The following is a 22,653-nucleotide window of genomic DNA, read 5'->3' as shown; positions in this document are numbered from 1 at the left end:
CGTCACCGTCGCTCCCGCAACGAAAAAAGCGGGCGGCCCGTTTCCGGAACCGCCCGCTTCGCGTGGTGCGTGTCGAACGCTAGCACATCACGCCGCCAGCAACCCGTGCGGGTCGATGACGAATTTGCGCGGCGCGCCGCCGTCGAACTTCTTGTAGCCTTCCGGCGCCTGGTCGAGCGAGATCACTTCGACATTGACGATCTTCGCGATCGGCAGCCGGTCGAACAGGATCGCCTGCATCAGGTTGCGGTTGTACTTCAGCACCGGCGTCTGGCCCGTGAAGAACGAATGCGACTTCGCCCAGCCGAGGCCGAAGCGAATGCTCAGGCTGCCGTGCTGCGCCGCCTTGTCCTTCGCGCCCGGATCGTCCGTCACGTACAGGCCCGGGATGCCAATCGCGCCGGCCGGGCGCGTGATTTCCATCAGCGAGTTCAGCACCGTCGCGGGCGCTTCCTCCGAATGGCCCGACGAACCGTGGCCGTGCGCCTCGAAGCCGACGCAGTCGACCGCGCAATCGATCTCGGGCACGCCGAGGATCTGCTCGATCTGCTCGCCGAGCGACGCGTCCTTCGACAGGTCGACCGTCTCGAAGCCCATCGCCCGCGCATGCGCGAGGCGTTCCGCGTTCATGTCGCCGACGATCGTCACGGCCGCGCCGAGCAGGCGCGCCGACGCTGCCGCCGCCATCCCGACCGGGCCCGCGCCCGCGATGTACACCGTCGAGCCGGGCTTCACGCCCGCGCTCACCGCACCGTGATAACCGGTCGGCAGAATGTCGGACAGGCAGGTCAGGTCGCGGATCTTCGCCATCGCCTGATCGCGATCCGGGAATTTCAGCAGGTTGAAATCGGCATACGGCACGAGCACGTACTCGGCCTGGCCGCCGATCCAGCCGCCCATGTCGACGTAGCCGTACGCGCCGCCCGCACGCGACGGGTTCACGTTCAGGCACACGCCCGTATGCGTGTCCTTGCACATCGCGCAGCGGCCGCACGCGACGTTGAACGGCACCGACACGAGATCGCCGATCTTCAGCGTCTCGACGTCGCGCCCCACTTCGACCACTTCGCCGGTGATCTCGTGACCGAGCACGAGGCCGACCGGCGCGGTCGTCCGGCCGCGCACCATGTGCTGATCGGAGCCGCAGATGTTCGTGCTGACCACTTTCAGGATTACGCCGTGGCCGATCGCGCGGCCGCTCGGGTCGACCATCTTCGGATAATCGATTTTCTGGACTTCGACCTGGCCCGGCCCAAGATAGACGACACCTCGATTGCTGCTCATCGTATTGTCTCCATGTCTCGTTGGATGGCGCCGCGGCGCGCCGGCGCCATGCGGCGCACGCGCAACGTGCTGTTCGAGAGTAGTCCCGGAGGCAGGGGCGCCGATGTCTCAAACGCGACATGCGTTTGATCGGCGCCGACATCGATGGCGGAAATACGAAAGTCGGGCGCAAATCTACCGGGCGCGAGACGCACCGGGGCCGGACCGGCCGTTGCTGCCGGCCGCGCCCCGACCGGCAGCCGCTACCCGCCCTGATTCTCGCGGATGATCGCGGCGGCGGCCGCTTCCGCGTCGCCCGCGACGCCGTCGTGCACGCGCGTGCTGACGGCGGGCGTCGGCGGCTCGCTGTCGAGCGCGTGGCCGTTGCGGTCGTGCGTGTCGACCGTCGCGCGCATCGACAGCCCGACGCGCAGCGGATGCGCGGCGAGATCGCGCGGATCGAGCGCGATCACGACCGGCACGCGCTGCACGACCTTGATCCAGTTGCCGGCCGCGTTCTGCGACGGCAGCATCGAGAACGCGCTGCCCGTGCCCGCCGAGAAGCCCTGCACGCGGCCGCGATAGGCGATGCGCGAGCCGTAGAGATCCGACACGACCTCGACCGGCTGACCGACGCGCATGTGGCGGATCTGCCCTTCCTTGAAATTCGCGTCGACCCACAGCCGGTTGAGCTGCACGATCGACATCAGCGGCACGCCGGGCCCGACCTGCTGGCCGACCTGCACCGAGCGCTGCCCGATCGTGCCGTCGACGGGCGCGACGATCGTCGTACGCTTCAGGTTCCGGTACGCGAGCTTGAACTGCGCGGCCGCCTGCACGACGGCCGGACTTTCGTCGACAGGCAGCTTGCTGCCGAGCGCGCGCGCCGCGTCGAGCTGGGCCTGCGCGGCCGCGAGGTTCGCCTGCGCGCCGGCCACCGCCGCGCGCGCCCGCGCCAGTTCTTCCGGCGCGACGATCTCGACCGATGCGCCGGAACGCGCGGCGAGCGCGCGCTGCGCGAGCGACAGGTCGGCGCGCCGCGCATTCACGGCCTCGACGTACATCGTGTTCGAGATCTTCGCGTTCGCGACCTGCCGCACGGCCTGCGCGAGCTGCGCCTTCGCCTGCGCGAACGCGACGGACGCCTCGGTGTCGTCGAGCTTCACGAGCGTCTGCCCCGCGCGCACGGCCTGCGTGTCGGCGACCACCACGTCGGTCACCGCGCCCGGGATCTGCGCGGCGACCTGCACGATGCTGCCCGCGACGTATGCGTCGTCGGTGTCTTCGTAGTACCGGTCGCTCAACAGCCAGTAGGCGGTCCACGCAATCGCGGCCAGCAGCACGATCGCGAAGAACACGGTGAAGCGCTTGCGGCGCGTCGCGCGGCGCGCATCGAGGGCCGGATCGTTCAGCGCGGCCGGCGGCGCGGCGGAATGAAGGTTGTCGTGGTGCATCAGTCGCTTTGCGTAACGATCAGACGATCGTGCTGGAAGACGGGAATCGCGGGCGTCGGCGACAAGCCCCGCGTCGGGTTGGCCGGGGCTGTGCGCGCGAGAACGGGTATGCCGCGCGGGGTTGCGTTGGGTTGAGGCGCACCGACGGTGGACGGGCGCGCCGTATCGTCACGTCGTGCGGGTTCCGGCGCGGACGCAGCACTCGTCGCGGCGGCAGCCGGCGACATGGCCGCGCGCCCCGCTTGCGAATCGTTCGAAGGGCCCGCCACCGCTCCCCGGTTCGCGGCCACGGCAGTTGCCGCCCCGCGTCTGGCCGCCCCGCTACGCGCCCGCTGCCCGACCGGCGCCTGCGCCTGCACGACCGTTGCGCCCGCATCGAACCCGCCGCCCAGCGCGCCGATCAACCCGACGCGCAATGTCCGCTGCTTGCCGAGCAGCGCGATCATCTGCGCGCGCTCGTCGATCAGCGTGAGATCCGCGACATCGACGTCCTTCTGCATCAGCACGCCGCGTCGATGCCGATCGGTCGCGATCTGCACGATCTTCTGCGCGGCCGCGACCGCGTCCTGCTGCTGCGCGACGAGCGTCTGCGACGTCTGCAGCGACGTGACGAGCTGCGCGACCTGCCCGAGCGCGTCGTCGACGGTCTTGTTGTACAGCCCGATCGCGACGTCGGCCTGCGCGACGTCCGCGCCGAGCTTCGCCTTCAGCCGGCCGCGATCGAAGATCGGCAGCGAGATCGCGGGGCCGACGGAGCCCGCGAGCGAATCGCGCGAGAACAGCGACGCGGGCGTCAACGCGAACACGCCGCCGAGCGCGACGAGGTTCACGTCCGGATAGAACTGCGCACGCGTCGAGTCGGCATTCGCGAACGCGGCCTCGACCCGCAGCCGCGCGGCGACGATATCGGGCCGGCGGCCGAGCAGGTCGGCCGGCAGCCGGGCGGGCACCGCGCCGCCCGCGAACGCGCCGACGCGCGGCCGCTGCAGCGCGAGCCCGCGCTCCGGGCCACGGCCCGACAGCACGCCGAGTTGCAGTTGCGCGAGCTTGATCTGCTCGTCGTTCAATGCGATCTGTTCGAGCAGGCGGCTGCGCTTGATCGACGCGTCGCTCGCGTCGTACGCGTTGTCGAGGCCGCGCGCGGTGCGCTCGCGCAGCACGGCCGTCACGCGCTGGCTGATCTTCAGCTTCTGCTGCAACAGGTCGCGCACCGCGTACGCCTGGTCGAGCTGGCAATACACGGTGACGATCGCGACGGCAAGCGTGAGCCGCACCTGTTCGGCCTCGACGCCGGCCGCATCGCGCAGCGACATCAGGCCCTTCGTCGCCGCGCGGTTCTTGCCCCACAGGTCGAGCTGGTAGTTGAGCCCGACGAAGATCGACGACGGCGATACGTTCGGATCGCCAAAAATCTGCACCGGCACGCGATAGCCGCCGGCCGTGACGTCGGCGATGTCGCCGGGCTTCGGCATCCGTGCCCGGCTGATCGTCGCGCCGGCCGTGCCGGTCAACCCGGTCAGCGAATCGAACTGCTGAAGCTGCGCCTGGGCGATCCGCAGCCGCGCCTGTGCGACCTGCAGATCGGGGCTGTGCTGCGACGCCTCCGCGACCAGGTCGTCGAGCTGCGGGTCCTGCAACTGCTTCACCCAGTCGGGCGCCGGCCATGCGCCGTTCGCGCCGAGGCCGGCGGTATGCGCGAGCGCATCGTCAGCCGGCGCGCGCATCGACAGCGACGGCAGGAAGCCCGACGGCACGCATCCGCCCAAGGCGAGCAACGCCGCCGCGGCCGCGATCATCGAGCCGCCCCTCACGCCACGCGGCGTACCCGCCGCTTGCTTCGTCCGCCGCATCGTCACCCCTGCCGAATGCGCTGCGCCCGCGCGGCCAGACGCGGCCGCGTGCGCTCGAGCGGGCCGAGCCGGCCGAACAGGCCGTCCGCGACGCCGAACAGGATGCCGGCCAGCTTCGCGCGCTTGTCGCGCTCGACCAGCGCGATCTGCACGACCTGCCACACGGTCAGCAGGTTCGGCGCGAGCGCCACCGGAAAGCGCAGCCCGTACTGCATCCCGAGCTGCACCGCGTTGCGCGCGCTGTAGTAGCGCCGTTGCCACGAGTGATTCATCGACGTCATTTCAAAAGGGCCGATCGCGTGCCGCCGTTTCGCGCCGATCCGGTGCGGCAGCACCAGCGACGGCACGACATAGAGCGGCACGTTGCGCGACAGCGCGCGGAAGCTGTATTCGGTATCGACGTGATCGATGAACAGCGTTTCGTCGAAACGGCCGAGCACGTCGAACGCGTCGCGCGACACGACGCAGCCCGACGAAATCAGGAACGCGCAGCGCTGCATCGGCGTGCCCGGCTCGATGTGCAGGCGGCGCACGCCGATGCCGTTCGTCGCGAGTTCGGGCAGGAAGCTGCGCGCGTTCTCGTCGAAGATGCGCGGGCCGGCCAGGAACGCGCGCCCGGCGAGCCCCGCGCAGACGTCGCGCATCGTCGGAAAATAGGCAGCCGGCACCGACGAATCCTGATCGAACAGCGCGACCGCGTCGATGCGGTCGCGAAACAGCGCCGCGAGCCCCGCGTTGTACGCGCCCGCGATGCCGCCGCGATTGCCGTGATGCAGCAGCGCGATGCCTTCGCGTGTGCACAGTTCACGGGCCCGCGCATCGGGCTGCGGCGTGTTGTCGACGACGAGCAGCGCGTCGCACGCGTGTCGCCATCCGCGCAACGCGTCGAGCTGCGCGTCGCTCGGGTGATACAGGATCACGAGTGCGCCGAGTGTCGTCATGGTCTGCTCCTCAATGTCCGAACGATGCGGCCGCGCCGCGTTTCGGCCGCGTCAGCCACATCATCGCGGCGAGTGCGACACACGTCATGCTCGCCATCCAGAACATGTCGTTGGTCGCCATCATGTAGGCCTGCTGCATCACGACGTGATGCAGCGTCGTCAGCTCGCGCACGCCGTCCACGCCCATCGCGTTCAGCGCATGCACGAAGCGTTGCGTGTTCGCCGACGCGTGCGTGACCGATTGCGACACGACGTCGTAGTGATAGGTCGCGCGGTTGTCCCACAGCGTCACGCTCATCGCGGTGCCGAACGCGGCCGACAGCGTGCGCAGGAAATTCGACAGGCTCGACGCGGCGGCGAGCCGGTCGTCCGGAATGCGCGACAGCGTCGCGGCGGTCAGCGGAATGAAGAAGCACGGCAGCCCGATCCCCTGGATCAGCCCGGGTGCTGCGATCTGCGCGAACGTCATCTTCAGCGTGAAATGGGCGTCCCAGGCGAGCACGGCCGCGAACACGAGGAAGCCGAACGTCGCGAGCACGCGCGCGTCGAAGCGGTGCGCATGCAGGCCGACGAGGATCGAGAACACGAGCGCGAGCACGCCGAGCGACGCGGTCGCGAGCCCCGCATGAAACGCGTTGTAGCCCATCACGGCCTGCATCCACAGCGGGAACACCACGCCGACCACGGAGAAGCTCATCATCCCGAGCGAGATGATCAGCACGCAGAACGAGAACGTGCGGTCGCGAAACAGGCTCAGGTCGACCACCGGATGCGCTTCGCCTGCTTCCCAGATCAGCAGCGACACGATCGCGAGCGTCGCGACCACCGCGAGCGTGACGATCAGCGGCGAATCAAACCAGCCGCGGTCGTGGCCGAGATCGAGCATCGCCTGCAGCGAGCCGACGCCGATCACGAGCAGCACGATGCCCGGCACGTCGATCGGGCCGGCCGCGCCGCGCTGCGCGTCGGGGCGCAGCATCGCGGTGCACACCGCGAACGAGAACAGTCCGATCGGCAAGTTGATCAGGAAGATCCACGGCCACGAGAAGTTGTCGACGATCCACCCGCCGACCACCGGCCCGAAGATCGGCGCGAGCAGCACCGTCATCGCCCACAGCGCGAGCGCGATCGTGCGTTGGGTCGGAGGAAAGGTGCGCAGCAGGATCGTCTGCGACAGCGGCACCATCGGCCCCGAACACAGCCCCTGCAGCGCGCGGCAGATCACGAGCACGTGCAGGTCGCGCGCGAGCCCGCACAGCAGCGACGTCAGCGTAAACAGCAGCACCGCGCCGACGAACAGCCGCAACTCGCCGACGCGGCGGGCGAGCCAGCCGGTGAGCGGCACCGCGATCGCGGCCGCGACCGAATACGAGCTGATTACCCACGTGCCCTGGCTGTTCGACACGCCGAGACTGCCGGAGATCGCCGGCACCGCGACGTTGGTCACGGTCGAGTCGAGCACCTCGATGAAGGTCGCGAGCGACAGCGCGAACGTCAGCAGCGCGAGCCGGATGCCGCGTACCGGCTGCGCGGCGGGCACCGGCGCCGACACGTCGAGCGCGGACGGCGCGACGGGCCCGTCGTGCAGCGGCGACGCGGTGCTCATGTGCCGGCCACCGCGACATCGGCCCGCGCGGCCGGCCGCCCGCGCGTGGGCACGAAGCGTTCGATGAAATCGGCGGCCGCGCCGCAGCCGTCCGGCGCGGCCGCAAGCAGCGCACGCGTCCGTGCCGCATGCACCGCGAACGCGGGTTCGTCGAGCACGCGCGCGAGCGCCGCGCCGAGCCGCGCGCCGTCGAGCGGCCCGTCGACCCGCACGCCGCAACCGTTCGCGACGACGCGTTGCGCGTTGTCGAACTGATCGTGCGCGAACGGCGTGACGACCTGCACGATCCCGGCTTCGCACGCGAGCGCCGCCGTGCCGATCCCGCCGTGATGCACGAGCGCGCGGCAACGCGGCAGCAGCGTGCGCATCGGCACGAAGCGGCGCACGAGCAGCCGGTCGCCATCCTGCGCCGCATCGTGCGGCGTCAGCAGGATGCCGCGCGCGCCGGTCGCGCGCAGCGCGTCCGCCACCGCGCGCGCATACGCCGCGTGATCGACGAGCGTCGAACCGGCCGTGAACACGACCGGGGCTTCGCCGGCCGCGAGAAACGCATCGAGTGCCCCATCATCGTCGGAGGTCGAAATATCGTTGAACAGCGGAAAACCGCTTTGCAGATGGTTCGACGGCCAGTCCGGCTGCGGCGGCGCGAACCACTGGGGAAACAGGCACAGCACGCCGTCGGTCGAATGCAGCCAGCGGCCGAGCACGCGCCGCGCGGGCGCAAGCCCGAGCTCGCGGCGCACCGCGTCGAGCGCCGGGCCGCACACGCGGTCGAGCACCTGCCGCTCGATCAGCGTCATCAGCGCCGACTTCACCGGCAACGGCCAGCGCGCCGGAATCGTCAGGCGCGGATGAGTCGGCGGCGCATGCGCGGACAGCAGCGTCGACGGCGACACCTGCACCGACACGTACGGCGTGCCGTGCAATTCCTGCATGAAGCGCGCGGAGAACGCCCATAGCGTGCCGACCAGCACCGTGTCGGCATCGGTCAGCGCGCGCAGCGCGTCGTAATGTGGGCGCAGCGTCGGCGCGATTACTCGCCACAGCGTGCGGAACGACGTCCGCGGATCCCACAGCGCGGGGTTCGCCATCGCCGCGTCATAGTCGGCCGCGGTGCCGACCGGCACGAACGCGAACCCGCAGCGGCGCACGGCCGCCTCGAACGGCGCGTGCGTGCAGAACACGACGTCGTGACCGCGCGCGGCGAGCGTGCGCGCGACGCCGAGCAACGGATGCACGTCGCCCGCCGAACCGATCGCGGTCACGATCATCTTCGCCATCGCGCGCCTCGCGGGTGTCAGTAGAAGCCGGGGATCAGCGCCGCGACCTCGCGGCGGTACTGCGCATAGGCCGGCCCGAAATACCCGGTCAGCCAGCTCTCCTCGACGCGCACCTTGTACGCGAGCGACGCGAACACGAGCAGCACGCCGAGCGCGCCGCGCCATTCGCTGCCGATCAGCGCGGCGCCGACCAGCGCGATCAGGCAGCCGGTGTAGATCGGGTGACGCACGAACGCATACGGCCCCGTGCGCACGAGTTCGTGGTCTTCCTTCAGCGTGACCGACACGCTCCAGTTCGTGCCGAGATGCAGCCGCGCCCATACCGAGAACAGCAGGCCGGCCACCAGCACCGCGAGCCCGCACTGCGCCTGCAGGCCGAAGCGCTGCCAGTCGGGCGCGAGCGCCTGCCACGATGGATCGGGCAGGATGATCAGCGCGCCGCCGACGATCAGCGGAATCGACTGGAGCGTGCGCGAGCGCGACGCCTCCTTGCGTACGGTCGTCTTGACGCCCTGCGACGTGGCGATCCAGTAAGCGAGCCACGCGGCCCACGGAACGACGATGGCGATGGTCTGAACGATATTCACGGCTGGCCTGCCTCGTTGGGATGAGAATTCGGATGCGCGGGACGTGCCCGCTGCGCGACGGACGGCGTCACGACGACAGCGCGTGCATCGGCGCGGGCACGCATGCGTGCGCGGCGGCACGCGCGATGCCGGCCGCGGCGGGCGCTTCGCCGCAGAAGAAATCGAGCAGCGCGGTACGGGTGGCTTCGCGCTGCGCGCGGCCTTCGATGTCGAGGAAATGGCCTGCGTCGGGCACCGTCGCGAACCGTGCGCGCGCCACGTGCGCGCCAAGCTGCCGCACGTCGGCCGGCGTCGTGTATTCGTCGCGCTCGCCGTTCAGGAACAGCAGTTCGCAGCCGATGTTCGAGAACTCGCTGAAGTAGCGCTCGGGCTGCAGCGACAGGATCTGGTCGACGTGGAACGCGACCTGGTCCTGCTCGTCGCGCGGCAGGCGCGTGAGATAGCGGTAGTTGTACAGCTTCATGATGCGCGGCAGATAGCGGCCGACCGTGTCGTTCAGCAGCTGCGCGGCCTTCAGGTTCTCGCCGGCCGCGATGTGGTCGCGGGCCCGCGTCACGTAGTCGATCATTGCGTCGTTCAGGAACGGCGAGAACGAACAGATCGCCGCGCGCCGCACGCTCGGGCAGCCGCGCGCGAGCGCGAACAGCGACGCGACGCCGCCCCACGACACCGACACGAGGAACGCTGGCGCGAAGTGCTCGACCAGATACTGGAGGATCGCGGCTTCGTCGTCCTTGGTCAGGATCGAGCAGCCGGGGTTGTGCTGGCGCGACTGCCCCGCATACGGCAGGTCGAAGCAGATCGTGTTGATCCGCTCGCCGAGATACTGGACGGTCTGGCCGAACGACGCGGTCGTCGCGAGCGCGCCGTTGACGAGCATCGCCGTGTCGAAGGCCGGATCGAACACGTTCCGTTCGACGTAAACCTTCAGACCATTCGGCAGCGGGACCACGTGTTTTTCGGTCGGCATCGTCGTTCTCCGGTGAATGCGGCGTCTCGACGTCGCGGCATGCTGCAACTGCGCAATGGCTGACGTCGGGCCCGTGCGCGGTCGATGACGCGCCGATTGCCGACGCACCGCGGCAATTGCCGGCGGCGCCATTCATTCCTCGTGGTGCGGCGCCATACTAATACGGTCGACATTGCTCACTCAAGTCATTCCAAAAATCCCTCTACTCGGCCCGAAAATCCGCGAGATTCAAATTTATTTGTCGATTTCCATGATATGCGGAATCTCAAAAATGACGATGGCAATCGTTTGCGAACAATCCACCTCAGCGTTAAAAAATCCATATTTATCTATTTAAATCAACAAGTTACGAAGTTTTAATCGCCGGATTTAAACGGTTTCCATAGAACCACCCACCTTCACCATCCGATTTTACGATTTCATATCGTGAATGATTTTTCAGATTTCGACATTCTTTCCATTTGTAATGAAATCACGCATGGAAACGGTCCTCCGCATTGCATCATCTTTTCACGAACCGTTTTAAACAGATTCAAACTTAATTAACCTTCTTTCAACTCGTTTTTCCGCACTTGCACATGGCTCCGGCGGCGGCGATTCTTCCCGTTTGGAACGCAGCCCGCCGTTCGGCCCCGATTTTTTGTTGATTGAACGATCAATAAAAAACCGCTAAGCTGTCGACTTCCATGGACGGCCCGCCCGGGCGAAGGGAGTCGCGATGCCGAAAGTCGGAATGCGGGAAATACGCCGCGCGCAGTTGATCGACGCCACGCTGCGCTCGATCGACGAAGCGGGCCTGCCCGGCACGACGCTCGCGTCGGTCGCGCAACGCGCGAACATCTCGACGGGCATCGTCAGCCATTACTTCGGCGACAAGGACGGCCTGCTCGAAGCGACGATGCGGCACGTACTGCGCGACCTGTGGTCGGCCACCACGCGCCGCCGCGTCGCCGCACGAAAAGACCCGCGTTCGCGGTTGCGCGCGGTCGTCGCCGCGAACTTCGACGTGACGCAGGTCAGCACGCCCGTGATGAAGACGTGGCTCGCGTTCTGGTCGCAGAGCATGCACGACCCGATGCTCAAGCGCCTGCAGCACGTGAACACGCGGCGCCTGCATTCGAACCTGTGCGCCGAATTCGCGAAGGCGTTGCCGCTCGCGAAGGCGCGCGAGGCCGCCAGCGGCCTCGCCGCGCTGATCGACGGCCTGTGGCTGCGCGGCGCACTCGCCGGCGGCCCGATCGACACCCGGGCTGCTTTGAAGCTCGCCCACGATTACATCGACCTGCTGCTCGCGTCCGACTGACGCGCGACGCAGTCGCCCTCAAGGAGATCCTCATGTCCGTATACGGTTTGCAGCGCCTCTACATCGGCGGCGGTTACGTCGACGCCACCAGCGGCAAGACTTTCGACACCTTCGATCCCGCCACCGGCGAACTGCTTGCGCAGGTGCAGCAGGCGAGCGCGGCCGACGTCGACCGCGCGGTCGCGTCCGCGCAGGAAGGCCAGCGCGAATGGGCCGCGATGACCGCGATGCAGCGCTCGCGCATCCTGCGCCGCGCGGTCGACCTGCTGCGCGAGCGCAACGACGAACTCGCAGCGATCGAAACGCGCGACACCGGCAAGCCGATCGGCGAGACGCTCGCGGTCGACATCGTCACCGGCGCGGACGTGATCGAGTACTACGCGGGCCTCGCGACTGCGATCGAAGGGCTGCAGGTGCCGCTGCGCGCCGAATCGTTCGTCTACACGCGCCGCGAGCCGCTCGGCGTGTGCGCGGGCATCGGCGCGTGGAACTACCCGATCCAGATCGCGTGCTGGAAGACCGCGCCCGCGCTCGCGGCCGGCAACGCGATGGTGTTCAAGCCGAGCGAAGTCACGCCGCTGACCGCGCTGAAGCTCGCGGAAATCTATACGGAAGCCGGCGTGCCGGCCGGCGTGTTCAACGTCGTGCAGGGCGACGGCTCGGTCGGCGCGCTGCTCACCGGCCATCCGGACATCGCGAAGGTGTCGTTCACCGGCGGCGTCGAAACCGGCAAGAAGGTGATGTCGCTCGCCGGCGCGTCGTCGCTGAAGGAAGTGACGATGGAACTCGGCGGCAAGTCGCCGCTGATCGTGTTCGACGATGCGGACCTCGATCGCGCGGCCGACATCGCGGTGACCGCCAACTTCTTCAGCTCGGGCCAGGTCTGCACGAACGGCACGCGCGTGTTCGTGCACCGCTCGATCAAGGACGCGTTCACGCAGAAGGTGCTCGAACGCGTGAAGCGCATCCGCGTCGGCAAGCCGACCGATGCCGACACCAACTTCGGCCCGCTCGTGTCGGCCGCGCAGCTCGACAAGGTGCTCGGCTTCATCGAGAGCGGCAAGGCCGAAGGCGCGAAGCTGCTCGCGGGCGGCACGCGCCTGACCGACGGCCACTTCGCGAACGGTCAGTACGTCGCGCCGACCGTGTTCGGCGATTGCCGCGACGACATGAAGATCGTGCGCGAGGAAATCTTCGGGCCGGTGATGAGCATCCTCGATTTCGAATCGGAGGACGAAGTGATCGCGCGTGCGAACGACACGCACTACGGGCTCGCGGCCGGCGTCGTGACCGAGAACCTGTCGCGCGCGCACCGCACGATTCATCGCCTCGAAGCCGGCATCTGCTGGATCAACACGTGGGGCGAATCGCCGGCCGAAATGCCGGTTGGCGGATACAAGCAATCCGGTGTCGGACGCGAGAACGGCATCACGACGCTCGAGCACTACACTCGAATCAAGTCGGTGCAGGTCGAGCTCGGCCGCTACAACCCGGTGTTCTAAGACAAGGAGATCCGTCATGACGACACGCGAATACGATTACATCATCTGCGGCGCGGGTTCCGCGGGCAACGTGCTCGCAACGCGCCTGACGGAAGATCTGGACGTCACGGTGCTGCTGCTCGAAGCGGGCGGTCCCGACTACCGCTTCGACTTCCGCACGCAGATGCCGGCCGCCCTCGCCTATCCGCTGCAGGGCCGCCGCTACAACTGGGCGTACGAAACCGATCCCGAGCCGCACATGGACAACCGCCGGATGGAGTGCGGGCGCGGCAAGGGGCTCGGCGGCTCGTCGCTGATCAACGGGATGTGCTACATCCGCGGCAACGCGCTCGACTACGACAACTGGTCGACGCACAGGGGCCTCGAGAACTGGACGTATCTCGACTGCCTGCCGTACTTCAAGAAAGCCGAGACGCGCGACGTCGGCCCGAACGACTATCACGGCGGCAGCGGCCCCGTGTCGGTCACGACCAGCAAGCCGGGCGCGAACCCGCTGTTCGAGGCGATGGTCGACGCGGGCGTGCAGGCCGGCTATCCGCGCACCGACGACCTGAACGGCTATCAGCAGGAAGGCTTCGGCCCGATGGATCGCACCGTCACGCCGAAGGGCCGCCGTGCGAGCACCGCGCGCGGCTATCTCGACCAGGCGAAGGTGCGGCCGAACCTCGAGATCGTCACGCACGCGCTCGCCGATCGCATCCTGTTCGACGGCAAGCGCGCGTCGGGCGTCACGTACCTGCGCGGCAGCGAGCGCGCGACCGCGCATGCGCGCCGCGAAGTGCTCGTGTGCAGCGGCGCGATCGCGTCGCCGCAACTGCTGCAGCGCTCGGGCGTCGGCCCCGGCGCATGGCTTAAGGCACTCGACATCCCCGTCGTGCTCGATCTGCCCGGCGTCGGCCAGAACCTGCAGGACCACCTGGAGATGTACATCCAGTACGAGTGCAAGGAGCCGGTGTCGCTGTACCCGGCGCTCAAGTGGTGGAACCAGCCGAAGATCGGCCTCGAATGGATGCTGAACGGCACGGGCCTCGGCGCGAGCAATCACTTCGAGGCGGGCGGCTTCATCCGCACGCGCGACGACGACCCGTGGCCGAACATCCAGTATCACTTCCTGCCGGTGGCGATCAACTACAACGGCTCGAACGCGATCGAGATGCACGGCTTCCAGGCGCACGTCGGCTCGATGCGCTCGCCGAGCCGCGGCCGCGTGAAGCTGCGTTCGCGCGCCCCGAACGACCATCCGAGCATCCTGTTCAACTACATGGCCGAAGCGCTCGACTGGCGCGAGTTCCGCGATGCGATCCGCGCGACGCGCGAGATCATGCGGCAGCCGGCGCTCGACCGCTATCGCGGCCGCGAGCTGAATCCGGGCGCCGATTGCAAGAGCGACAAGGAACTCGACGCGTTCGTGCGCGCCCGCGCGGAAACCGCGTTCCATCCGTCGTGCTCGTGCAAGATGGGTTACGACGACATGGCGGTGGTCGACGAGGAAGGCCGCGTGCACGGGCTCGACGGGCTGCGTGTCGTCGATGCGTCGATCATGCCGATCATCACGACCGGCAACCTCAATGCGCCGACGATCATGATCGCCGAGAAGATCGCCGACAAGATCCGCGGCCGCACGCCGCTCGCGCGTGTCGACGTGCCGTACTTCGTCGCGAACGGCGCACCGGCGCGCAACGTCGCGAAGGCCGTGCGGCAGCCCGAGACGGTCTGACGAAGGCGGCCGCCCGCACCGGGCGCCGCGATACCACTCCTGCGGCTCGCGGCGTTCTCGCCGCGAGCCGCGTTTCATTGGGCCGGCTCGTTTGCGCTGCGCGGCCGCGCGGCCGACACGCTCCGCGTCCGCATCCGCTTGGCGCGGACGATCGGGTTCCAGCGCGACGTCAGGCTCATCGCGTCGCGCAGGCGCTCGAACGCGGCATCCTCCGTCGGCCCGAAGCGGCTGACCGCCGGCCACGCGAGCACGTGGTCGACACACGTCTGCCACGTGTCGCCATGAAACCTGCGGCCGATTTCCCGCACCGTATCCGGTGCGGCGATCGCGATGCCCGCCAACAGGTAATAGGCCCAGAAGCTGCCCGCACCGACGAGCCGATCGAGCCGGCACACGGCGAGCGCGGCAAGCAGCCCGTCCGTCGATGCGAGATCGGCGCGATGCACGCGGATCGCGCGCGCGACGAGATTGTGCTGACCGCCGTACGCCTGAACGGAAACGCCGTGGCCAGCCGCAAGCTCCGCGGAGAACATCGCGAGCGCGGCCATCTCGTCGATACGCGCGGCGTCGTCGCGCGGGCCACAGGCGCGCAGCACGATCGCGTCGATCACGGCGCCGGGACGGGTCGGCGTTTCCGTGCCCGTTGTCGCGACCGCCGTCAGCTTTTCTCTCAGGTTCTTCGCAGGCGGCGTCTCGCGCGGCCCGTCGTGTTCGTTCGCGATGCATGCGCCCGCGTCGTCGCCGCTGCGTTCGACGCCGCCGGCAATCCGTTCGAGCGCGGCCCAGCCGAGTTCGGGATCGTCGAATGCGCACGCATCGATCACGCCGTGCGCGGTGTCGAATACGGCACGCGAGCCCGGACAGCAACGTTCGGCTTGCGCGAGTTGCCGCGCGGAAGGCACGTGCGAGCATGCGCCGGGCGAATCGGCCGGATCGCACGCGCAGCCGCTGCCGTCCGTCGCGATCCACGGGACCAGCCGGTGAAGCACGGCCCTCGCTTCGCGGGACAGGCTCGCGCCAGCGCCCAGATGTATCGCGTGCGATGGGACGACAACCGGGTCGCCGGCGCAAGCCGCCCCGTCGAGATGTTCGATCAGGTACTGCAGCCACGCGGCCGTGCGCAGCCGGTCGGGCGTCGCGCCGCGGGCGTCGCCATACTTTGCTGGATCGGTAAGCATGGGTCGTCCGGGATGGTTCTGGCTAATTGACCTGGTTTTGTTTCAATCGAATCGGGCGGCGCAGTACGCGACGCCGCCCTGCCACTCCGCCCGTGCCGGATCGCGACACGGGCGGTCAACCGGCCGCCGCGCCGATACGCACGACGGCTCGACCCCATCGAAGCATCAAGCCGCGAAAGCCCGCCGCGCTTGCCGCACGGCCCTCGCGCGCGGCGGGTTCCGCGTCGATCGCGCGACGCTTACTGCACGTGGAACTTCGGCGACGTCAGCACCGTGCCGCCCACCGTGCAATCCGGCGTCAGCGTCGCGTTGTTGAACGTCAGCGACGAGTTCGCATCGCTCCACGCCGTCACGACCTTGCTCGGCCCGCACGCGCCGAGCAGCGTGACGTTCACCTTCACGTTGTTGATCGACAGCTGCGTCGTGCTGTCGGCCTGCCCGGTCCACGGCGACGTGCTGCTCGCGCTGCCGCTGATCAGCGAGCACGTCGCGCCGCCCGTGAACGTCGTCGACGTGATGTTGACGATGCCGGTCGACGTGATCGTGCCGTTGAAGGTCGCGGTACAGGCCGCCGTGATCGACCCCTTGCTCAGGTTCGTGAGACCCGATGCGGAGAACGGCTCGCCGTTCGGGTTCATCGGCTGACCGTCCGCGCGCGAAACGGTGACCGCGAAAGCAGGCGCGGCCGAAACCGCGGTGAAAGCCACTGCAGCAACAAGCGATACGATTTTGCGAATGCTCATTTGAACTGCCCCCTCTCTTCACAAATGGCGGCACGCCGCCAGGAACGCGATCTTCCGGCCGGAACGATCCGGCCGACCGATCGCAGGAAGCCGCCGGCACGCGTCATGCGCGCCGGTCGGCTCAGAACTTGTAGGAAATCCCGACGAACGTGATCAACGGGTCGGCCTTCAGTCGCGTGCGCGTGGTCGCGAGCGTCGAGCCGTCGGCCGCCTTGATCACCAGCGACGAATAGGTCTTCAGCGGCATATACGTCAGCGTCGCCGTGAGCCCCCAGTGCTTGTCGATCGCATAGCTCGCGCCGACGTTGTAGACCGGCGTGAACGACGACGACGCCTTGCCCTCGACCGACGTCGCGCCCGGCTTGCCGGCGCCCGCCGCGAGCACGCTGCCGAGGTTCTCGTTGATGTCCTTCGCGAAGTTGCCGTTCAGTTCGATGTTGCTGAACCAGCTGTAGGCCACGCCGATCCCGACGAACGGACGGAACTTCGCCGTCGGCGAATTGAAGTAGTACTGCAGAATGACCGTCGGGCTCCACTGCCGCGCGTTCTTCACGGCCGGCTGGTTCGCCGACTTGTCCATGTCGACGTTGCCGAGCGCGCCGGCCGGGCCGGGCGGCCTGATCACGCCGTGTCCGGTCAGCGTGAATTCCGGCGGCACGCCGAGCACCGACGTCACCGCGATGTGATCGGTGAAGAAGTGCGTGAGCGTGAGGCCGACCGTGTCGGCGTTGTTGACCGTCAGGCTCGTGCCCGGCGACGTGAACGAACCGGGCAGGCGCAGCGGCCCGTTGATCGGCATGCTTGCAAGATTCGTCGTCAGCCCGTTGGTCGAATCCTGCGGCATGATGTGCAGCCAGCCCAGCGTCGCGACGTTGTCGCCCGCCTGCTGGGCCGATGCGAGCGTCGACACGCCTGCGACGACACCCGCGACAATCAGCTTCTTCATGAAGTCTCCCCCTCATTCTGTCGGGGCGCCGCGCATTCGCGCGCGGCGCCGCCGTGTCTCCATCCACACGCGGTCACTGCACGAACGCGCCGACCGTGAAGTACGGATTGCTCGTATCGGCCATGTCGAGGAACCCGAACACGCCGCCGGTGAACACGAACTTGCCGGTCGCCGGCCCCGACGCCGCGTCCGCGTGCACGGTCGTCACGACGCCCGGCACTGTCTGCGTGTAGTCGAGGTTCAGCGCGCGCGTGAGCGCGGCCTGCGACGCATTGAACGGATCGAGCAGCGTGGCCTGCGCGCCGACGAGCGCGGTCGCGCGGTAGTTGAACGCGCTGTCGACGCCCGTGTACTCGCCGTTCTGCGAGCCCTGGGAGACCGCCGTCTGCGGGCTCAGGAACGAGATGCCCGATTCGTCGTCCGCGCTCGGCGCCCCTTGCGTGAGGTCCGCGTTCGCGGCGCCGGTGCGGATGAAGATCGGCACGAGCTGGTTGCGCAGCTTGCCGACGATCAGGATCCCCTTGCCGGCCTTCGCCGGATCGAGCGCCGCGAGCGTCGGCGGAATCTGCGGCTGGTAGTTGAGCGACTGGAATGCCGGCGCATCGGGGCGCAGCGTGAACGGCTGGTTCACGGTCGCGCTCGACGCCAGCGGCTGCCCGCCGTTCTTCTTGCCGAAGTTGTCGGTTTCCGTATAGCTGCCGTCCGCGTTGATCGTCACCTTCTGGTCGAGCGCCACCGGCTGGAAGTTCTGCGACGGCACCTGGTGATAGCCGAGCTGGTTGTACGTGCCGGCGATCTTCGTCAGGTCGGTTTCGAGCGACGAGAAGCTGATGAACGGGTAGTACGGGAACGTCGTCTTCGGGATCTTGCCGACGCCGATCACGCCGTCGAACTGGATCGTCGCGCCGGGGATCGCGCCGCCCAGCACGCCTTCGCCGAGGAACAGCCGCGCCGGCCGGCTCGGGTCGAGGCTCGCGTTCTGCATCCGGAACGTGCACTGGTTCAGCTTCACCGTGGGCAGCCCCGTTTCGTCGGCCAGCGTGCCGTCGACCACGTTCGCGGGCGCGGTGTCGCGGGTCGGCTGCACGGTGCCCGCGGTGGTCGGCACCGGCGACGCGAGGTAGGTCATCCGGTACGTCATCTTCGTCGTGTCGAGCTGCACCTTCACGAGCTCGCCCGACCCGGAGCCGCCGACGAACACCGTGTTGTAGTCGATCGTCTGCGGGCACAGCCGGACCACCGGCGCGGGCGGCGGGTCGCCGTCGCCGCCGCATGCGGCCAGCACGGGTGCGAGCGATGCCGCGGCCATCCAATGCTTCAAATTCATAGGAATCCTCTTGAAATTCGATTCACCGGCGGCAGCGCATGCGCCGCCGGTGTGACGTGTTCGATGCCGGGTTACTGGACGAACGCGCCGACCGTGAAGAACGGGTTGACCTGGCTGTTGTTGACGACCATCGCGTAGACGTTCCCGGCCGTCACGATCCACCCCGTATCGCCCTTCTTGAAGATCGCCACGTTGCCGGCCGCGCCCTTCGCGTTGAAGTCGCTGTTGGCCGTGACCTTCACCTTGCCGGGCGATGCCTGCGTGTAGTCGAGCCCGAACTGCGCGGTCGGCGACGACGTTTGCGGATCGATGAACGCCGCGGTATTGCCCTGGAACAGCGTCGACGTGTAGTTCGCCGCGATGGTCGACACGGCGGCGCCGTCGCTGCAGTTGCCGGCAGACGGCGTGAAGTAATTGAAAGTCGTGTTGAACGCGCCGGGCAGGTCCGGATGCGGAACGAACGGATTGAAGCTCGGCCCCTGGCCTGCCGCGCTGCCCGACGGCCCGTCGTTGGTCACCACGCCGCATGCGGATGCGCTCGTCGCCCCGATGAACCCGCCCTTCAGCACGTTGGGCGCGACGGCTTTGGCGGGCGCGAGCATCGAGATGCCGACCTCCGCATCGGCCACCGAGCCCAGCGGATTGCCCGGCGCGGCAAACGCATACCCGACGCGGATCACGACCGGCACCAGCGCACCGTTCAGCTTGCCGACGATCATCACGCCGTGCGCCTGGCTCGGTACGAGGATCACGAGCGGCTGTCCCTGGCCTGCCGACGGATAGGCCTGCCCCGATTGCGCATGGCTGACGAATACGTTGTCGGGCGTACCGTCCGCATTCTTGCGCAAGGTCCACGGCGAACCGGTCGTCTGACACGAGTAGTCGCTGCCTTGCGTGATCGTGCAGGAGCCGTCCGCATTGAGCGTCTGGTTCCAGTTCACGACGTCCGGCTGCCAGCCCTGCGGCGTGGTGGTCTGATAGGTTGTGCCGGTCGGCGACAGATGAATGCCGACTTCGTTGTATACGCCGGCCACCTTCGTGAAGTCCGTTTCGGTGTCGGTAAAGCCGATGAACGGATAGAAGTCGAACGTGCGCGACGGCACCGAGCCGAGGAAGAAACCCGGCGCGAGTTCGATGCCCTGGAACGCGATCGTCGCGCCCGGAATGCCGCCGCCGACCACGCCGTTGCCGACGAACAGCATCGGCGGATCGGCGCGATTGATCGTCACCGAATACGCGCCGTCGCTCGTCGCGCCGCTGTCGAGCACGAATGCGCAACGATTCTGCTCGGCCGTCGGGAGGTTGGTCGGATGATGGAACGCGCCGCTGATCGTCAGGCCCGCGCGCGTGTCGTTGATCTGCCCTGCCGAGGTCGGCACCGACGAGTCGATGAACTGCATCTGGTAAGTCAGCTTCGTCGTGTCGAACTTCACCTTCACGTACTCGCCGCTGCCGGCGCCGCCCGTATACGTCGTCGTGTAATCGAGCGCGTCCGGGCACAGCTTCGTCACGACGGGCGGCGTCGTTTCGGCGCCGCTCGGCCCGCATGCGCTGCCCGAGCACTGCGGCACGGTGATCGGCCCCGGATCGTCGCCGCCGCCGCAACCGGCGACGAACGGCAGCACCAGCACCGCGCACGACAGGATCGCCTTCCGCCATTCAGGAATGCAAATCATTAACCCCTCCTTTTCAGGTACGACAAGTCTCGTCCGGCCGGGCTGCATGGCCTGCCGGTTGGTATCGCGCCGCCGCACGAATGCGCGGCGCATGACGCTGCACGCGGGACCGCCGCGAACCGGTCGGGCATAGGCGGCACACGCGGCGGCGGCGGACAAACGCGCTCCCGCGGCGCCGTCATGCGGCACAGCGCCGTCGGAACGATCGAAACGGAAAGTGGCTTGCCGCTACGGCTCGCCGCTACGGCCTGCCGCTACACGGCGAGGTGACGGCGCAGGCATGCGACCTGCGTCGCGCCTGCATTCAGCGAAAAATCGGGAAGCGGCAGTCCCGCCGGCCCGGCGGATAGGCGTCTCATGATGTTGGTCTCCATACGTACGCTTGATTCGTTTTCGTGATGCGTCGTGTGTCGAGACTATGATCGGACCATTCCCGCAAGTAAATGGATGCAGAGTTCCAAACGAAGGACGCCGCGCGATCGTAGCGTTTATACGGTATTTAACAGATTTTCAAACGGCCTTCATTTTATTTGCTCAGACAAATAAACGCCGCGTGGAACACGCGTTTGAACGGCCCTGCGAATCCGCGCCGGGCCAAGCCCGTCGGCCTTCAGCGGCCAGCATGCATGCTGCGGCGCACCCTCACACGTCGATGATCGCGAGCGTGCCGTGGCTGCCGGGCAGCACCGCGTGGCGCGTGCCGGCGCGCGCGAGATACATCTGCCCGGCGCCGACCACGACCGTTTCCGCTTCGACCTCGAGCATCAGCGTGCCGTCGAGCACCAGCAGCCCCTCGTTGTAGTCGTGCACTTCCGCTTCGTAAGGCTGGGCATCCATGCGCAGCACCTTGATCCGAGCCTGCCCCACTTCGCCGACGATCGTGGATTGCCATGCGCAGGCCTGCGCGTTTGCCACGGATTTCAAATCGATCAAAGACATGCGCGCCGCTCCGTATCGCCGGGAAAGGAACGCATTATCGCGAGCGCCACGCGTGTCGTCCCGGTACGGCGCGAGGGCCGGCGGGCGGCACAGTCGGCCAGCCGGCCGGGTGGCCACGCGAGCGCGGGCCGATTGACGGAAAACGACCGGAATTGTTCGCACCACTCGAATAAAGCACCGAATCATTGAGCAATATCACCGCAATCCACCCAAATTCGGCACCGGCACGACCCGGCCTTTCCATCAGAATGCATTTCGATCTGCCGATTGCTAATATGGCGGTCCCGCGATCCCGCACCACCCTGCCGTTCGACATGACGCCCGTTCGCCATGCCGTCCCCGGTCCCGGCCGCTTCGCAGCGGCGGCGGCGCCGGGCACGCGCGGCGCCCGCCGTCGCGCCGGCCGGCCGTGCCATCCGTGAGCATGCAACCGATCCTTTCCGTCTCCGACCTCTCCAAGACTTACGCGTCCGGCTTCCAGGCGCTGAAGCACGTGACCCTCGACATCCGCCCCGGCGAGATCTTCGCGCTGCTCGGGCCGAACGGCGCCGGCAAGACGACGCTGATCGGCTCGATCTGCGGCATCGTCACGCCGACCGAAGGCCGCGTGACGGTCGGCGGCCACGACATCCGCGATCAATACCGTGCGGCCCGCGAAATGATCGGCCTCGTGCCGCAGGAGCTGACCACCGACGCGTTCGAATCCGTCTGGGCCACCGTATCGTTCAGCCGCGGCCTGTTCGGCAAGGCGCCCGACCCCGCGTACATCGAGAAGACGCTGAAGGCGCTGTCGCTGTGGGACAAGCGCGACAACAAGCTGATGACGCTGTCGGGCGGCATGAAGCGCCGCGTGATGATCGCGAAGGCGCTGTCGCACGAGCCGCGCATCCTGTTCCTCGACGAACCGACGGCCGGCGTCGACGTCGAGCTGCGCCGCGACATGTGGAAGCTCGTCGATTCGCTGCGCGAAAGCGGCGTGACGATCCTGCTGACCACGCACTACATCGAGGAAGCGGAGGAAATGGCCGACCGGATCGGCATCATCCTCGGCGGCGAGCTCGTGCTCGTCGAGGAAAAGCGCGAACTGATGCGCAAGCTCGGCAAGAAACAGCTCACCGTGCAGCTCGAGCAGCCGCTCGCGGACGTGCCGCCCGCGCTCGCGCCGTTCGGGCTCGAACGCGCGGAAGACGGCGCCGCGCTCGTCTATACGTACGACTCGCAGCGCGACGACGCGAGCATCGCGAAGCTGATCAACGCGCTCGGCTCGGCCGGCATCGGCTTTCGCGACCTGCACACGACGCAGAGCTCGCTCGAGGACATTTTCGTCAGCCTGATCGACAACCGCCGCAACGGCGTGCAAGGAGCCTGACG

The 22,653-nt window shown here is 67.8% G+C and carries 18 protein-coding genes; 4 read left to right on the top strand and 14 right to left on the bottom strand.

Annotation, left to right across the window (positions count from 1 at the left end):
* Nucleotides 1–87 precede the first annotated feature (87 nt).
* From fdhA to HWX55_RS00800, 8 genes are all read right to left on the bottom strand, one after another.
* Nucleotides 88–1,284 (bottom strand): formaldehyde dehydrogenase, glutathione-independent, encoded by a 1,197-nt coding sequence (fdhA, locus tag HWX55_RS00835; RefSeq protein WP_027781331.1) that lies wholly within the window; start codon nucleotides 1,282–1,284, stop codon nucleotides 88–90.
* Nucleotides 1,285–1,526: 242 nt separating this feature from the next.
* Nucleotides 1,527–2,717 carry an efflux RND transporter periplasmic adaptor subunit gene (locus HWX55_RS00830; protein WP_175973201.1) on the bottom strand — a complete coding sequence of 397 codons (1,191 nt, stop codon included), beginning with the start codon at nucleotides 2,715–2,717 and terminating at the stop codon, nucleotides 1,527–1,529.
* A complete protein-coding gene (locus HWX55_RS00825) occupies nucleotides 2,717–4,567 on the bottom strand; it encodes an efflux transporter outer membrane subunit (protein WP_175973200.1) in 1,851 nt (616 codons plus the stop codon). The genes HWX55_RS00830 and HWX55_RS00825 overlap by 1 nt, the downstream gene beginning before the upstream one ends.
* Nucleotides 4,568–4,569: 2 nt before the next feature.
* Entirely contained in the window at nucleotides 4,570–5,508 is a 939-nt protein-coding gene (locus HWX55_RS00820) for a glycosyltransferase family 2 protein (RefSeq protein ID WP_175973198.1), read from the bottom strand.
* A 10-nt stretch (nucleotides 5,509–5,518) separates the two neighbouring features.
* Entirely contained in the window at nucleotides 5,519–7,114 is a 1,596-nt protein-coding gene (locus HWX55_RS00815) for a DHA2 family efflux MFS transporter permease subunit (protein WP_175973195.1), read from the bottom strand.
* The gene (locus tag HWX55_RS00810; RefSeq protein ID WP_175973193.1) at nucleotides 7,111–8,394 is read right to left on the bottom strand and encodes a glycosyltransferase; all 1,284 of its coding nucleotides are present in this window, start codon (nucleotides 8,392–8,394) and stop codon (nucleotides 7,111–7,113) included. Before HWX55_RS00810 ends, HWX55_RS00815 begins: the two co-directional genes overlap by 4 nt.
* Nucleotides 8,395–8,411: 17 nt before the next feature.
* A complete protein-coding gene (locus HWX55_RS00805) occupies nucleotides 8,412–8,981 on the bottom strand; it encodes an isoprenylcysteine carboxylmethyltransferase family protein (RefSeq protein WP_175973191.1) in 570 nt (189 codons plus the stop codon).
* 67 nt (nucleotides 8,982–9,048) lie between these two features.
* The gene (locus HWX55_RS00800; protein WP_050012283.1) at nucleotides 9,049–9,951 is read right to left on the bottom strand and encodes an alpha/beta hydrolase; all 903 of its coding nucleotides are present in this window, start codon (nucleotides 9,949–9,951) and stop codon (nucleotides 9,049–9,051) included.
* Between the two features lie 718 nt (nucleotides 9,952–10,669).
* Here HWX55_RS00800 and betI point away from each other — a divergent pair.
* From betI to betA, 3 genes are read left to right on the top strand one after another with little or no spacing between them, the layout of a single operon-like run.
* Nucleotides 10,670–11,254, top strand: coding sequence for a transcriptional regulator BetI (gene betI / locus HWX55_RS00795; protein WP_175973189.1), 585 nt, complete (start codon nucleotides 10,670–10,672; stop codon nucleotides 11,252–11,254).
* Between the two features lie 32 nt (nucleotides 11,255–11,286).
* Nucleotides 11,287–12,756 carry a betaine-aldehyde dehydrogenase gene (gene betB / locus HWX55_RS00790; protein ID WP_089436947.1) on the top strand — a complete coding sequence of 490 codons (1,470 nt, stop codon included), beginning with the start codon at nucleotides 11,287–11,289 and terminating at the stop codon, nucleotides 12,754–12,756.
* A 16-nt stretch (nucleotides 12,757–12,772) separates the two neighbouring features.
* Entirely contained in the window at nucleotides 12,773–14,473 is a 1,701-nt protein-coding gene (gene betA, locus HWX55_RS00785) for a choline dehydrogenase (RefSeq protein WP_175973187.1), read from the top strand.
* Between the two features lie 74 nt (nucleotides 14,474–14,547).
* On the opposite strand, the gene HWX55_RS00780 is transcribed toward betA, so the two are convergent.
* The 6 genes from HWX55_RS00780 to HWX55_RS00755 form a co-directional block, all read right to left on the bottom strand.
* Nucleotides 14,548–15,651, bottom strand: coding sequence for a hypothetical protein (locus HWX55_RS00780; RefSeq protein ID WP_175973185.1), 1,104 nt, complete (start codon nucleotides 15,649–15,651; stop codon nucleotides 14,548–14,550).
* A gap of 239 nt (nucleotides 15,652–15,890) precedes the next feature.
* Nucleotides 15,891–16,394 (bottom strand): hypothetical protein, encoded by a 504-nt coding sequence (locus HWX55_RS00775; RefSeq protein ID WP_050012278.1) that lies wholly within the window; start codon nucleotides 16,392–16,394, stop codon nucleotides 15,891–15,893.
* Nucleotides 16,395–16,515: 121 nt separating this feature from the next.
* Entirely contained in the window at nucleotides 16,516–17,340 is an 825-nt protein-coding gene (locus HWX55_RS00770; RefSeq protein ID WP_050012277.1) for an OmpW family outer membrane protein, read from the bottom strand.
* Between the two features lie 73 nt (nucleotides 17,341–17,413).
* The gene (locus tag HWX55_RS00765) at nucleotides 17,414–18,667 is read right to left on the bottom strand and encodes a DUF2957 domain-containing protein (RefSeq protein WP_175973183.1); all 1,254 of its coding nucleotides are present in this window, start codon (nucleotides 18,665–18,667) and stop codon (nucleotides 17,414–17,416) included.
* Nucleotides 18,668–18,738: 71 nt separating this feature from the next.
* Entirely contained in the window at nucleotides 18,739–20,343 is a 1,605-nt protein-coding gene (locus tag HWX55_RS00760; RefSeq protein ID WP_175973181.1) for a DUF2957 domain-containing protein, read from the bottom strand.
* Between the two features lie 642 nt (nucleotides 20,344–20,985).
* Nucleotides 20,986–21,282, bottom strand: a complete 297-nt coding sequence (locus HWX55_RS00755) for a cupin domain-containing protein (protein WP_175973179.1) — start codon at nucleotides 21,280–21,282, stop codon at nucleotides 20,986–20,988.
* A gap of 424 nt (nucleotides 21,283–21,706) precedes the next feature.
* On the opposite strand from HWX55_RS00755, the gene HWX55_RS00750 reads away from it, so the two are divergent.
* Nucleotides 21,707–22,651, top strand: a complete 945-nt coding sequence (locus tag HWX55_RS00750; protein ID WP_050012273.1) for an ABC transporter ATP-binding protein — start codon at nucleotides 21,707–21,709, stop codon at nucleotides 22,649–22,651.
* The last annotated feature ends 2 nt before the right edge of the window (nucleotides 22,652–22,653 follow it).

Origin of the sequence: Burkholderia sp. BCC1047, from assembly GCF_902833155.1 — a bacterium.
GTDB lineage: Bacteria > Pseudomonadota > Gammaproteobacteria > Burkholderiales > Burkholderiaceae > Burkholderia > Burkholderia sola.
This window is presented reverse-complemented; position numbering and strand designations above follow the sequence as displayed.

Coding starts and splice junctions, on each gene's coding strand:
- fdhA (WP_027781331.1), bottom strand. CDS start 1,284: ATGAGCAGCAATCGAGGTGTCGTCTATCTTGGGCCGGGCCAGGTCGAA.
- HWX55_RS00815 (WP_175973195.1), bottom strand. CDS start 7,114: ATGAGCACCGCGTCGCCGCTGCACGACGGGCCCGTCGCGCCGTCCGCG.
- HWX55_RS00765 (WP_175973183.1), bottom strand. CDS start 18,667: ATGAATTTGAAGCATTGGATGGCCGCGGCATCGCTCGCACCCGTGCTG.
- HWX55_RS00775 (WP_050012278.1), bottom strand. CDS start 16,394: ATGAGCATTCGCAAAATCGTATCGCTTGTTGCTGCAGTGGCTTTCACC.
- HWX55_RS00755 (WP_175973179.1), bottom strand. CDS start 21,282: ATGTCTTTGATCGATTTGAAATCCGTGGCAAACGCGCAGGCCTGCGCA.
- HWX55_RS00770 (WP_050012277.1), bottom strand. CDS start 17,340: ATGAAGAAGCTGATTGTCGCGGGTGTCGTCGCAGGCGTGTCGACGCTC.
- HWX55_RS00820 (WP_175973198.1), bottom strand. CDS start 5,508: ATGACGACACTCGGCGCACTCGTGATCCTGTATCACCCGAGCGACGCG.
- HWX55_RS00825 (WP_175973200.1), bottom strand. CDS start 4,567: ATGCGGCGGACGAAGCAAGCGGCGGGTACGCCGCGTGGCGTGAGGGGC.
- betB (WP_089436947.1), top strand. CDS start 11,287: ATGTCCGTATACGGTTTGCAGCGCCTCTACATCGGCGGCGGTTACGTC.
- betA (WP_175973187.1), top strand. CDS start 12,773: ATGACGACACGCGAATACGATTACATCATCTGCGGCGCGGGTTCCGCG.
- HWX55_RS00830 (WP_175973201.1), bottom strand. CDS start 2,717: ATGCACCACGACAACCTTCATTCCGCCGCGCCGCCGGCCGCGCTGAAC.
- HWX55_RS00810 (WP_175973193.1), bottom strand. CDS start 8,394: ATGGCGAAGATGATCGTGACCGCGATCGGTTCGGCGGGCGACGTGCAT.
- HWX55_RS00750 (WP_050012273.1), top strand. CDS start 21,707: ATGCAACCGATCCTTTCCGTCTCCGACCTCTCCAAGACTTACGCGTCC.
- HWX55_RS00780 (WP_175973185.1), bottom strand. CDS start 15,651: ATGCTTACCGATCCAGCAAAGTATGGCGACGCCCGCGGCGCGACGCCC.
- HWX55_RS00760 (WP_175973181.1), bottom strand. CDS start 20,343: ATGATTTGCATTCCTGAATGGCGGAAGGCGATCCTGTCGTGCGCGGTG.
- HWX55_RS00800 (WP_050012283.1), bottom strand. CDS start 9,951: ATGCCGACCGAAAAACACGTGGTCCCGCTGCCGAATGGTCTGAAGGTT.
- betI (WP_175973189.1), top strand. CDS start 10,670: ATGCCGAAAGTCGGAATGCGGGAAATACGCCGCGCGCAGTTGATCGAC.